The following is a 13,005-nucleotide window of genomic DNA, read 5'->3' as shown; positions in this document are numbered from 1 at the left end:
CTACTTCAAAGAGTTGAAGCGCCATGAGATTGAACCACCGATCCACGAGACCATCCGTATACCGACGGCCCGTTCGACCGTCCCGCAATCGAAGTCGTTGGGCAACCCGCTCGGCCCTGTTCCCGCTGCGCAATATGGGAGACTGGTGGCACTAGTCGCTACGCTCCAGTTAGGATCGAAGGTTTCTGTGGTCTGGCCCGTATAACCTCTGGCGATCAGGCCGTCCACACCTAATTCCAGTCGCCCTTCCAGAAAGGGGCGGACTACGGCAATCCGGGTTTCGCCGACTGGAATTGCCTCATATTGCGTCGGGTGGTCGGCGTTTCCTATATCCAGAAACTTGTGGCCGACATATTCGTACTCGGCGCGACCATGCAGTCCGAACGGCAGCTTGTCCAGCGTAGTCAGGGCATCGAAGATGGTGCGCGGTGCCTCCGGGGTGACTGTACCCGGAACTCCGTTGAAGGTCTGCAAACGTGCGTCAGCTTTTGAGAAAATCGCCTGGACGGTTCCGAAACTGAACTGATGCCTTACGTTGGCCGTGAGGAACTTGATCGTGCTCGGGCCGAGATCGTCGGCGGAGCCGTTATCCGGGTCAATCTTCGCAAGGGTCGCTGTCGTGGTCGTGCGGCCCACGGTCAGACGCGCCTCTGTACCGGAGAACAGCTTTTCCAGCACAAATTGTTCGGAGTGAGATCGCTCCAGCGGATTGGCGAAGGCGGCCGCTCCCGTGCCCCCGGCAGAGGGAGCGACGTTGATACGCGGGTCCTCAGTGAAGAATGCCTGGCCCAGACTTATGGAAGCTGAAGGAAGCCAGCGTGTTGCTCCTGCGCCCGGATTCCAGGTGACCGTCTCCTTTGGATTCTCGAAGGTTCTCCACTCGTTGAACGAGTAAGTGGGCTTCATCTTGTCTACGTTGACGAGTTGGACATTGTCGTTCCGCAATCCGGCGTAGAACTGAACATGGCTTCCCAGGTTGCCGTGAACTGCGAAATACGGGGCAAATTCTCGAATCGTCACGTTGTTGGAGAGTACCTTGACGAACGATCCGTAGACGTAGGGCTGGTCGGATAGATAGTGGTCCAGATTGTCATTCTTGATGTCGTCCTCGTTGTAAAGGACGCCCGCCATCATCTGTAACCATGGAGCGAACGTATGATTTTCACGCGCCTCGGCTCCTTCCACGGTACGGAACTCGCTCTGCCGTATCAAGCCTTCGCCGAAATCAGAAAACAATGCTAGATTGTACGTCCGGAAGAATCCTGAGAAGGCGACTTCATCGTTATGAGTGGCCTTCCACTGGTCATTCGCAGCCAAGATAAAGGTATGGGTCTGATCCATCTGACGGCGGTCGACGGTATCGACCACTTGCACGCCAAACCCGATGGGCACCAGATTCCCCTCGTGCGATACGCCATAGTAGCCATCCGTGAATAGCGTAATCTCATGCTTGCCGGGGTCGAAGACGCGCAGTGCGTTCCACTTGAACTGTTTGCGATGTTCAAGCGTGAGCATCAGCCCATTTCCGTAGTTTGCCTCCAAAGCCAACCATTCCTTTTTCGCCGGATCGGAGGGCGAGAGGCCCACCGTGAGATCGACATCGCGATAGTCGCCGGTGACGGTGACGAATCGGTTAAACTGCGGGCGGAGCCCATACGTGGCCGCAAGGTTCAACGCGTGATTGCCTTCGAGCACGTTGTATGCGCCGCCATCGGTCTCCACGCTACCAAGTGCGCCGGAGACGTAGATGTTCGGGTCCGCGTAGCCATTACCGTGCGCGTTCGCGGACAAATTGTTTGATACGAGGTATCCGCCGACTGCGATGTACTGCGCAATCGGCTCCCCGTGATCACCGGCAACACCGGGGGCAAAGTATTGGGGGGCTTTGATGCCTCCCGAGGCTGTTTCGATTGGCAAGCCCGGGATCGAGATGGGCGCGCCGGGCCGTCCGGGATTGGCATCCAGCAGCTCTTCGCGCACCAACACTTTTTGCGAAGGATCGGGAGATGCTATGTCAATGTCGCTGACGCTTGCGTTGACGACGATCTCCTGATTAAGCGCGGAGACGTTCTGCAATCGCAAAACGACATTTGGCGTAGAGCTGTTGAGCTGCATGTTGCGGGTAACAGGTGCAAAGCCCTCCGACTCCACGCGAATAGTGTAGATGCCATTTGCCGGCAACTGAAGCGAAAAGCTTCCGTCTTTGGCCGTGATCACACTCAACCGTGCTCCCGCGGTAGAGTCCGCCTCGACATGCGCGGCGGCAACGGGCAGCCCGGCTGGATCAAGAACGGAACCGCAGATCTGGAGAGTGTTCGTTTGAGCCACTGCTACGTTACCCGCCATGGTGCCACAGAGTAGAGCTATTGTTCTCCAAAACATGAAATCACCTTTCGCTAGTCACTTGCGTTCAAGACGCAGAGCCGCGATGACCGGGTGACCTTCCCCGATCCATTTAGGCGCTGGCGTCGGCCAATCTGTATTACGTCTTTTGGAATCGTGTTACGCGCGGACGATAACAGAGCCTTGATGGCCTGTCACCAGCGATAACGACGGCATCCACAGAGCGTCCCTGCACGCTTACCGACAAAATTGTCAACAACTAGGATATTATGCCACAAGGGGTATCACGCTTTTCAAAAAGGTAATACGAACCATGCTCCACGTAAATTATGACCCTGTGCCAAGGTTAAGGAACTGATGCCGTTATCACTGCGTACTTTGCTTAGCGACGAGCCGGGAAACACAAAAGGCAAGGTCATTGCGATCTATAGTTTTCTGCTGGTCTTCAACCTGGCAGCATGGCTATGGGCATTCGTCGCGTTCCATCAATATCCGGTGCTGTTGGGTACCGCTTTTCTTGCCTACAGCTTCGGCCTTCGTCACGCCGTGGATGCGGATCACATCGCTGCCATCGATAACGTCACGCGCAAGTTGATGCAGGAAGGTAAGCGACCCGTTGCGGTGGGCTTCATGTTCTCTCTTGGGCACTCCACCATTGTCGTCGTTGGGTCGATCGCAATTGCTGCCACCGCGCTCGCACTGCAGCACCGCATTGAAGGCTTCAGGAACATGGGCGCTCTGATCGGTACTTCGGTATCCGCTCTCTTCCTATTCGGTATCGCTATTCTCAACCTGATCGTTCTTCAGTCCATTTTCAGAGTGTTTACGCAAGTGCGGCGTGGAGAGCCATACAACGCGGAAGATTTCGACCTCTTGCTAGGCAATCGGGGCTTCCTGGGCCGTCTCTTCCGTCCGGCCTTCAACTTAATCCGGCACAGTTGGCATATGTACCCGTTGGGATTGCTGTTCGGTCTCGGATTCGATACTGCCACCGAAATCGGCCTGCTCGGCATCTCCGCCGCAGAGGCTTCCAAGGGACTGTCCCTCTGGGCAATTTTGGTATTTCCGGCTCTCTTCGCCGCTGGCATGTCACTCATCGATACCACCGACAACATCCTAATGTTGGGCGCGTATGGATGGGCTTTTGTGAAACCCATTCGCAAGCTCTATTACAACCTCACCATCACTTTCGTCTCGGTTGTGGTTGCTTTCGCAGTCGGAGGGATCGAGGCACTCGGTCTTCTGGCAGAACAGTTCCATCTCACAGGAAGGATCTGGAACTTGGTGACCATTCTCAACGCGCATTTCGGTCTGCTGGGCTATTGGATCGTGGCCCTTTTCATGGTGAGTTGGCTCGTATCAATCGCCGTTTACAAATGGCGAGGCTTTGACAATCTTGAACTGGGTTCCGACGCAGTTGGTTCGAGTGAGTAACGTTCCAAGCTCCATGCTTCAGACCGGCTATCCGTTCTTGAAGCCAGAAGGATCTAATCGGCCCAGAGTTACGGCAGCCGGACCGGAGCAAGTTCGTTGATGAATGTCGCACGCGAAAGCACCACGGCGGTGGTGCCATGATCCTTACTTGCGTTAACGTAGGCGCGCGGCACGCTGAGGAGCAAGATCGAGCGCTTGGCTATGCAGAAAGTCACGGAATGCGCCGACGTTACCTGCGGGTTCCGGTCCGGCAGGATAAGCCAAAGAGAAGCGGCGGGATAGCTTAAGTCCCTGAACGCGTGAGAGCTTTACTGTTCCCAGCGCGAGTTGGTTGCGCACAGCCCAACGCGAAACGAATGTAACGCCGAGTCCCGCCTCGACTGCATTGAGCAAGCCTTCGGTCGAGTCCAATTCCATACTTATCATCAATTCCTTCACTTTGAGCCCCGCAGCGATCAGCGCCTGCTCCACCACACGCCGAGAGCCGGAACCAAATTCTCGCATCAGCATCGGCTGCTTCTTGAGTTCTTCAAGAGAGATTTCATGGTTCGCCCATTCATGGGCGGCTGCGACCACCAGGACCATGTGGTCTTCCATGAACGGCTCGATGCGGACATCCTTACGGTGCTCCGGGCCCTCAATGAGAGCAAGCTGAATCTGCCCGGCGACCAGAGCCTCCAGCATCGCATCTGTGTTGCCACTGCGGGCCTTAAGCTGCACCTTCGGATTTCTTTTCAGGAATCGCGCAATCAGCATGGGCAACAGGTATTGGCTGATAGTCTGGGACGCCCCGAGTGAGAGCTCTCCGGCCTGTTGGCCGTAAGCTCCTGCGACTGCTGTAACGGCTTCCTCTCCTAGATTCTTCATCCTCTCCGCAAATGGGAGCAGCGCGTGGCCACCGGGCGTTAGAGCAATGTGGCCTCCGCCACGATCGAACAGCGGTATACCAAGCTCCTCTTCCAGAGCCTTGATCTGCTGGGTGACTGCTGGCTGTGTGAGCAGGAGTTCTTCGGCAGCTCGGCTGAAGTTAAGATGCTGAGCGACACTACGAAAGACTCGAATGCGGAAATTTTCGATCATGGGAAGATTCCTACTTGACGACGGGATGCACAGCGGATTCCGCCATGAACGGTATTGTTTCATCTGTGGGGTTAGGCGTGGCGATCGCATACAGAGAGTCAGACGAGAGCCTGCATGCGACGCTCCAGGATAGTAGGTTTCCGATCAGCAAAAGAGGCAGAAGGTGCCACTGACCAGTGAGTTCAGCCGCCATAAACGCAGACATCCAGGGCGCATGGGTTACCGCGGACAGGAAGACGCTCAAGCCGACCACGGCGAATAGAAGAGGATGTGAGAGGTGCAGAATTCCACCGAAAATGAGGCCAGCCGCTGCGCCTGCAAAAAGTGTTGGCGTAAATACTCCGCCGATGGTTCCCGTCCCGACACAGCATGTTGTCGCTACGAGCCGGATGACCAGCAAAGATCCAACCGTCCACATAACGGGAGCAGACGTGAAGATCTCAAGCAGAGCCATATCGCCATTGCCCCATACTTCAGGTCGTAGAAGACTGAGGATTCCAACGACGCAGCCGGCCCAGATGAGGGCGAATGGCAGGTGACTGGCAGAGCGAAGGCTCCGGAGCATTCGCTGATAGAGAGGTCCACCCAGTCCCAGAAGAATTGCAAGTGGAATGGCCCACAAATACTCAGGCGAAAGAGTGAACCGCTCGTTCACCGGGAACAGCGGGCCGCCTCCCAGGAAGAGCCGGCTTGCCAGCCATCCCGCGCAGGATGCTAACGCAAGCCGTGGCATTTCCTCCCATAGCCCCTCCCCGAGAACGATCTCCATCGCAAAGAACACGCCGGCAATGGGAGCCTGGTACGCGGCTGCGATGGCGGCAGCCGCGCCGTAGGCTACCTGCCGTGACAATGGAATGGTAGGGATCGGGGAATACTCTCCGATCCAGGAGGTAACTGCAGCCGCGAACTGGATCATTGACCCCTCACGCCCGATCGCAGCGCCTGTCGCCACGGAAAAGGCAGACGAGATCGTCCGCCAGAAGGTTGGAGAGAATGCTATTCGTCCGTTCTCGAAGCGAACTGCCTCAACGTATTCTTCGAAGTGCTTCGCAGAGCGTGACCACCAGCGAGCACCCCAGATTACGCTTGTTGCACAAACAGCACCAAGTATAGGTGTAAGCACGCGCCGAACCGGTGTAAGGGATAAAGCAGCCTCGGGCAACAACCCGGCATGTCGAACAAAGACCCATTGAAGAGCTCGGAAGAACATCCTTACAGCCACACAGGCCGTGCCGCTTACAGTGCCGAGGACAACCGCCCATAAGCCAGCAACAAGGGCAGTCATCCCACGTGAGACCGATGCCTGGGGTCGATGCAAGAGAGCGGTAGTCATGCCAGGACGGCCCCCATGCGCGGTTCCGCTTGTCTTCGAAGGACATCTGAAGTTGCAAGCCGATCAAGGGCGCTCACTTCTCTCACGCGTTCACTCAGCAGCTCAGCCAGCTGAACAGCCTGTTGTCGAATCTCGGGGACGGCGATTGACTCCAAGAGTGAGCCAAGCCGACCCGGTCCCAGATTGAACATGCGCTCGGATACATTCCCACAGGCATCGATCATTGCTCCGTTGCCTGCGCACAGAAAACCTCCTCCTAGCGGTCCTGGGGAGATCAGCCCCTGCTTGAAAAGACGGTCCAGAAGAGGCGAGCCGACCCGGCGGTAATTCATGCTCGGCCCTGTGCAGTTGATCACGCGAGCTGCGGTGAAGCTCTCCGTGCCTGCATGCGTCCTAATAACAACGCTCGCGCCGATGTCGATGGCGTCGATGGCGGCCAGATGCCCTTCGCGGAGAACAAGCGTTCCGGCTTTCAGTTCGGCGTCGATGGTGTCTGCAATAGACGGGGCCATGCGATGGCGCACCACGTCCCAGCGTCGCTGTAGATGGCGGCGAAATCTCTTTTGCTCACGGAGAGGCAACGCGAGCCAGAGTTCATTCGTGGTGGAACGCAGACTATCGATGACCGCTCTCCAGTCGGCGCCATTCCGGATCGCAGCGTGAACGGTACGGAGGTAAGCGACACAGGTGGCGGGTGTGGCTGCGGGAATGGCGCTCTCATCGAGCGACTCATAGTCGGCGTGGCGATTGGGAAAGACACCGTGACGAGAGATCGCGGTAATGATGCCGCGATGGCCCAGTTCACGTAGTCGGAGCACAACATCGACCCCGGTGAGGCCAGTGCCGATCAAAGCAACAGGCGCATCGGGATTAAGGTTCCCATAGGTTTCTGGCGCCCATGCGTTATGCCAGTACGCGCCTGTCTCTATTGCTTCTTCACTGATGCCCGGCAATGCTGCCGGCTCGAAGTTTCCGGTCGCCAGCACGACAACGTCGGCAGAGACTTCCCGTCCGGTATCCAGCCTCAGAATCGCGCCGGTCTTGTTCGCACGATAACCCACCACAGACGCAAGCACCTGGTTCAGATCGACGCCTTCCGCTAGAGAGTGAATGTAGCGACCAAAGACCGCGCGCGGAGCAAAGGTCGTAGGCTGCGCTTCTGCATCGTGATTTAGCCGTAGCCAGTTCAGGAAGTGCTCCGGCTCATCGGGTAGTGCGCTGATCTTGCCGGCCGGAACATTGAGCAGATGCCGCAGGCTAGGAGTTGAATACGCGAGCCCGAGACCGAGCTTGGGTCGAGGGTCGATGACGATCACCCGCGCGTCTGCATTCTGTCGAAGGAGATGGTAAGCAGTCAGAGTTCCGCTGACCCCGCCGCCGATGATTGCAATTGTCCCGGTTACTGCATCCCGTGTCTTCATGATTCGAATTTAGGCCGGTGCAGCAAGCATTGGAATTCGCAAATTCTTATGCCATATAAGCTCGCTCGAAGATACGACGCATGCTGTCGGACGCTTATACCGCATCACGATTACTTCTTGGACGCGAGCCTCCTGCAGGATCGACACTTGATTTCGAAAAGGGGAACACGAACATGAAAAATCTAATTACACTCCGTCTCTCTCTTGCCGTCCTCGGTTTCACGATAGTGCTGGCTCCCATCGCAGCAAAGGCTGAAATTCACTCCGGCTCGAAAGAGATCGTAGTGATGGAACCGCGTGACCTACCCGAACAAGCGCAACTTCCGGGTAATTCCTTCTTCCTGCACTCCGACGATGCGGGAAGCACCTATCTCTACATCGAGCAACAGCAGGGCGCACGGCTGACGGTCTTTGATGTGACCGATCCGGCTCGCATCCGCACAGTTGCCAGCGTCCCCCTCACCGTTCCCGGAGCGTTCGATTTTGTCCGTCCGCTGGATGGGCGGGCTGAACTGATTCGTTTCCGGGATGGCAAAGGCGTTGCTGTATTGGATATGCACAAAGCCCACAAACCGACCTTGCGCATGGTGGAGACACTAGCGAATCTTGGAATGACGCAGCCATTGGGAGAAAGCGGCTTTCTCGCTGTGAACGAACCCTATGAGTACGTTCGCGCGATTCCACGCGACTTTGCGGTGATTGACACCTCTACACCATCCGACCCAAAGCTGCTCGCCACGGTGAAGCAGGTAAAGCATCAGCTGATGAATGATGACACCGGCACAACATTCCTTCTTGGGACCGATGGTCTTACAGTTGTGCGACGCCTCAGCATTGAGACGGACTACAAGGTGCATCAGATGCAGATGCAAGGCAACTAGAAGGAATATCACATTCCAAACCGAATGGAAGATGTAAGGCCGCACTGCATGATGAGCAGTTGCGGCCTTTTCATTGGCGCATATTGCTTATCCGCTCGCCCGCTGGGTGAAATTTTGGTCCTCATGGCGGAGGATGCACGCAGGCGGCCGCAGTAAGGAGGACGCATCCTTCCTGCTGACGGGGTCTGAGGTTTAGGAATCTTTAGCGAGAAAGGGTGGGACTGGTGAAGTCCTTGAGCACCTGTGGTTGTCCGCCATCGTCTCGCATGCACTTGGCTTCGATGGAGATATCATTCTTTAAACAGACGTTAAAAGTCGTGCCGTCCGTGAATTCCATTTGAATCTCGGGACCATACGTTCCCTCTTCAAACAGAGTGCAGAGGCGAATGACTTTGCCGACGAGTTCTTTGCATTCGATCATAGGCTGAGACCTTATGAACACTACTTTAATGCAACGCCCATATGTGGAAACATTGAAAATCTGTCAAATACGGCTCCGATACGCCATTGTGAACGAACTGAGAATATCACACTCATAGTGTGTAGACTCATAGTGGTCAAACGCCAAGCATGGGAGAGTGCCTAAAGCTTCCATCAAGCTCATCTTCGGGAATGCATTACGAGCCCTGCGAGAGGACCGTGGATATTCCCAAGAGGAGTTGGCGGAGCGAGCTGGCCTGCATCGCAATTACGTCGGTAGCGTCGAGCGAGGCGAGCGGAACGTCGCCTTGGAGAACATCGTCAAGCTGGCGAAAGCGCTTTCGGTTCGTACGAAGGATTTGTTCGAGTCGCTTCCGTAGGGCGAAGGCTACCTCTTTACACCTATAGCGCCCTATGGAGGTTCCTAAACCAGCAAGTGCGCTCATCGGTTCATCTCGCCCGCTTATCGAAACCTTCTCTCGCTTGCTTGATGGAAATCCAGTTGCTGCCAATCCACTGAACGAGATTCCACATCGGCTCTATAAGACTGAGCCCTAGATCAGTCAGTTCATATTCCACTCTCGGCGGCACCTCGGGGAACACCTCGCGAGAGATCAAACCATCTCGCTCCAATTGACGTAGCGTGGTGGTGAGCATCCGCTGAGAGATCCCTTCCACCAACTTCTGAAGTTCAGAGAATCGGGCCCGGTGCTTCGGGGCCTTGGCGAGCGTTACGACGAGCAGGACACTCCATTTATCTCCGACCCTCGATAAGAAATCACGAAGCGGCTTGGTGTCCTCGTTCTTGCACATCAACACCATCGGCTCGCTAGCGCTGCTTTTGCTGCCATTTTTCATAGGTTACCTCTGGCTCAGTCAGTGATTCGAATGTGCCTTCTTCCTTTTTAGCAGCTCTCATTCAATGATGTAGGTATCGGTTAGTAACCGATGAAAGCCGTGGTCGAAAGATATGCGCATTAGTCTCGATATCCCACCTTCGCGCTGAGAGTCACTCGATCCGACGAAAGGACACAAGATGGAAAAGGCAGTCATGATTGGTTGGGTTCTAAGCACGCTTGGTGCGGTCCCGTTGTTCCTAGGAGGCGTGATCAATTTCCTGAAGCTTCCTATGGCGGTCAAGAATACGGAACACGTCGGATTTCCCCTAACTGTCGTCCGTACATTTGGACTGACCAAAGTATCGATTGCGATACTGAGCCTCGTTCCAGCAACCGCTCTTATAGGGGTCATTTTGGCGACTGGGTGGATGGGCGGAGCAATTGCAGCGCATGTCCGAGTGAAAGAGAGATACTTCATCCAAATCATCATTCCTATCGCGATTTGGGTTGGGTTTGGCCTTCGCCATCAGACGGAGATGCATAGTCTCCTGGGCTTCTAATAGTGAACGCCCAAAGGAATTCTTCGGAATTCATCAACGACACAAATTACACTCTCGATATCCCGGAAGCCTACGGTTTATTTATGGCGCTAGACCGCCGGTGCACTCAAAGAGCGCATCGGCGAACTAGCGTCACTCTAGGAGCATTCTTTGCGAACGTTTGTCTCAGAAGTTGGCTATATGTGGTGCATTTGTTTGCTGCGACTCGTTTGAGTGGGCGAGTGTCGTGACAGCCTCGAGCTGGCCCGCTGAGATGGAGAGCGGAAAACGCGAAGCCGCTAAAGCCAGGGATCCTTCCGATGAGAGCCCAACGACGGGCTAAGAGCGTATCGTTAGAATCAAGTCATGGGATATTGGGAGAAGCTGCTTTCAAAAGTTCTTAAGCAGGATGTAACTCCTGTGGCCGACGCTACGCCCGCACCAACTGCGCACGAAGAACCTAAACAATCTACCGGGCCTTATCGAACTGACGCTCCAATAACTGATCCCCGGTTAGACGTGTTTGATCGCGGGCCTTTTGCGCATCGGATTGCAGACACCATCGGCGAACGGAACGACCCAAGCAGTCTCGTGGTTGGAATCTATGGACCTTGGGGAGACGGAAAGACCACTGTTCTCAACTTTATTCGCGGCAGGCTCAAGCATTATCCGTCGATCATCTGCATATCGTTCAACCCTTGGCGGATGGAAGGCGAACAGGCTTTATTGCAGGGATTTTTCGCTACGCTGGCGGAGGTTCTTGACAAGGAACTGACAACCTCCTCGGAAAAGCTGGGAGACGTACTGAAGAAGTATGGTGCGCTCCTCAAGGTAGCTCCCGGAGGATGGGGAGATGCCGCGGTCAGTGCGGGCACGGCATTGTCTGCTGTCTCATTGGACAAACTGCGAGATCGAATCAGCGGGATGTTACGAGATGCGGACAAACGTGTGGTCATTATCATGGACGACATTGACCGTCTCGACCGTGCGGAGATTCAAGCTATCTTCCGGCTCGTAAAATTGACAGGTGACTTTGAAAATACTGCGTATGTTCTAGCCTTCGACGAACAAATGGTGGCAAGTGCCATCGGCGAGAAGTACGCCTCGTCGTCCGGTCAGTCCTACGAAGCCGGTATCAACTTTCTCGAAAAGATTGTCCAAGTACCGCTGCATCTACCGCCGCCGTCCCCGGATGCTCTGCGACAGTATTGCTTTGAGCTGGTGGATGAAGCTCTCCGTGAGTCCGCCACGGAGATGAGCCAGAAGCAGGTCGATGAGTTCGTGCGCCATTTCATCGACGGAATCCAGATCAGGCTAAAGACGCCTCGAATGGCGAAGCGATATGCGAACGCACTCCATTTTGCTCTGACCATTTTGAAAGGAGAAACCTATACACCGGACCTGTTGCTTGTGGAAGGTCTGCGGATGTTTTATCCGAAGCTCTACAATGCCATCCGTCATGATTCAGAGCCGGTATTGCGGACTCACTCTGCCGATAAGGCTAATGCCAATGCCGGGAAATTTATCGAGGCCCATACCGAGGGGTTGACCGCTTCAGAAAGACGCGCAGCGGCCAACTTGGTTGAAGCATTGTTTCCCCGCATGGGCTCGACGATCATTGGCAGCGATTGGGAGACCGAGTTCGCCCACGATCAGCGGATCGCATCGAGTTATTACTTTCCGCGCTACTTCACCTACGGGGTCAGCAGCTCCGACGTACCCGATGTCGCCCTGAAGTCTTTCATTGCTGCATTGCCGCAGGTGAGCGCGGATGAATCAGCCAAAGTGTTTCGCGGTCTCATCAATGATCGAAACGCGGGCACTGTCCTCTACAAGCTCCGGTCTCAGGAGGGTCAGATGCCTGCGGAGTCCGCTGCACGGCTGATCGAGGTCTTAGCACGAAACGGAAGCTGTTTTCCATCGCCCGATAGCTTGGTCTTCTTCATGCAGCCTCAGATGGAAGCGGTGATCTGCATCAGCCACCTCATGCAGCGAATTCCAACGGAAGAACGTGCGTCTATTGCCATAAAAGCGATGGCGGATGCTGAAACGTTAGATTTCGCTTGCGACTGCGCACGCTGGTTGGGCGCAGGAGATGGGACGCGCGAGCCAGTCCTCACCGACGAGGAAGAAAAACAAATGCAAGCCGCCCTTGGAACACGGATCGGCGCGTATCTCACGGCGCTACCTAAGGCGGTCTGGATACTCGAACCCAAGAATGCCGGGACCTACTTGAGTTGGTGGGAACGAGTAAGCGGACCAGGCCCGGTGCGCGCGTATACGTCTCGGCAAGTCAAGGAAGACCCCGCCAGCATTTTTGAACTGATGAAGTCTTACCTGCCGACGGGATGGGGGATGACCACTGGGTTGCCGATAGAGTCCTCATTTGATCGCGATACCTACAACTCCGTTTCCAGAGTGATTGATCCAGCGGCGATTGCGGCTGCGCTTCAGTTGCTGTACAAAGAGGAGCTTGCAGCTCCCAACTATCGCCTGCCACTAAGAGAACCAAGGGAACGGCGCCTAGCCCATCAATTCATGTTCGTCTACAACAAGGTGCTTGCGGAGCAAGCCCAGAGCATAGAACCGGACAATGCAGAAGAATCGGAGTCATAGAGTCGAACCACTATCCTTGGCGAAGCCTGTTTTACTTGTTCGCGTATCTGAGAACGCACTATTTGTCAGGGCCTACGTTCCGGGCAAAACTGCGAGTAG

General features: G+C 55.3%; 11 protein-coding genes. 5 read left to right on the top strand and 6 right to left on the bottom strand.

Features of this window, described 5'->3' with window-relative positions; translation table 11 throughout:
• A complete protein-coding gene (locus tag GSQ82_RS06660; RefSeq protein ID WP_158791484.1) occupies window positions 1–2,382 on the bottom strand; it encodes a carboxypeptidase-like regulatory domain-containing protein in 2,382 nt (793 codons plus the stop codon).
• 318 nt (window positions 2,383–2,700) lie between these two features.
• Here GSQ82_RS06660 and GSQ82_RS06655 point away from each other — a divergent pair, with 318 nt between their 5' ends.
• A complete protein-coding gene (locus GSQ82_RS06655; protein WP_158791482.1) occupies window positions 2,701–3,777 on the top strand; it encodes a HoxN/HupN/NixA family nickel/cobalt transporter in 1,077 nt (358 codons plus the stop codon).
• Between the two features lie 153 nt (window positions 3,778–3,930).
• Here GSQ82_RS06655 and GSQ82_RS06650 read toward each other — a convergent pair whose 3' ends face one another.
• From GSQ82_RS06650 to GSQ82_RS06640, 3 genes are all read right to left on the bottom strand, one after another.
• Entirely contained in the window at window positions 3,931–4,857 is a 927-nt protein-coding gene (locus GSQ82_RS06650; RefSeq protein WP_158791480.1) for a LysR substrate-binding domain-containing protein, read from the bottom strand.
• Between the two features lie 10 nt (window positions 4,858–4,867).
• Complete coding sequence (locus GSQ82_RS06645; protein ID WP_254061479.1) at window positions 4,868–6,067, bottom strand: chloride channel protein; 1,200 nt, start codon at window positions 6,065–6,067, stop codon at window positions 4,868–4,870.
• 119 nt (window positions 6,068–6,186) lie between these two features.
• Window positions 6,187–7,611 (bottom strand): FAD/NAD(P)-binding protein, encoded by a 1,425-nt coding sequence (locus tag GSQ82_RS06640; protein WP_158791476.1) that lies wholly within the window; start codon window positions 7,609–7,611, stop codon window positions 6,187–6,189.
• Window positions 7,612–7,784: 173 nt separating this feature from the next.
• Between GSQ82_RS06640 and GSQ82_RS06635 the strand changes: the two genes are divergently transcribed.
• Window positions 7,785–8,492: a hypothetical protein gene (locus GSQ82_RS06635; RefSeq protein ID WP_158791474.1), complete on the top strand. Its 708-nt coding sequence runs from the start codon at window positions 7,785–7,787 to the stop codon at window positions 8,490–8,492.
• Between the two features lie 202 nt (window positions 8,493–8,694).
• On the opposite strand, the gene GSQ82_RS06630 is transcribed toward GSQ82_RS06635, so the two are convergent.
• Window positions 8,695–8,913, bottom strand: a complete 219-nt coding sequence (locus GSQ82_RS06630) for a hypothetical protein (RefSeq protein ID WP_158791472.1) — start codon at window positions 8,911–8,913, stop codon at window positions 8,695–8,697.
• Window positions 8,914–9,070: 157 nt separating this feature from the next.
• On the opposite strand from GSQ82_RS06630, the gene GSQ82_RS06625 reads away from it, so the two are divergent.
• Window positions 9,071–9,292: a helix-turn-helix domain-containing protein gene (locus GSQ82_RS06625; RefSeq protein WP_158791470.1), complete on the top strand. Its 222-nt coding sequence runs from the start codon at window positions 9,071–9,073 to the stop codon at window positions 9,290–9,292.
• Between the two features lie 70 nt (window positions 9,293–9,362).
• On the opposite strand, the gene GSQ82_RS06620 is transcribed toward GSQ82_RS06625, so the two are convergent.
• Window positions 9,363–9,770 carry a helix-turn-helix domain-containing protein gene (locus GSQ82_RS06620; RefSeq protein ID WP_158791468.1) on the bottom strand — a complete coding sequence of 136 codons (408 nt, stop codon included), beginning with the start codon at window positions 9,768–9,770 and terminating at the stop codon, window positions 9,363–9,365.
• Window positions 9,771–9,948: 178 nt separating this feature from the next.
• On the opposite strand from GSQ82_RS06620, the gene GSQ82_RS06615 reads away from it, so the two are divergent.
• Both GSQ82_RS06615 and GSQ82_RS06610 read left to right on the top strand, forming a co-directional pair.
• Complete coding sequence (locus GSQ82_RS06615) at window positions 9,949–10,311, top strand: DoxX family protein (protein WP_158791466.1); 363 nt, start codon at window positions 9,949–9,951, stop codon at window positions 10,309–10,311.
• Between the two features lie 345 nt (window positions 10,312–10,656).
• The gene (locus GSQ82_RS06610) at window positions 10,657–12,906 is read left to right on the top strand and encodes a P-loop NTPase fold protein (protein WP_158791464.1); all 2,250 of its coding nucleotides are present in this window, start codon (window positions 10,657–10,659) and stop codon (window positions 12,904–12,906) included.
• The last annotated feature ends 99 nt before the right edge of the window (window positions 12,907–13,005 follow it).

The organism is Granulicella sp. L60 (assembly GCF_009765825.1).
GTDB lineage: Bacteria > Acidobacteriota > Terriglobia > Terriglobales > Acidobacteriaceae > Edaphobacter.
This window is presented reverse-complemented; position numbering and strand designations above follow the sequence as displayed.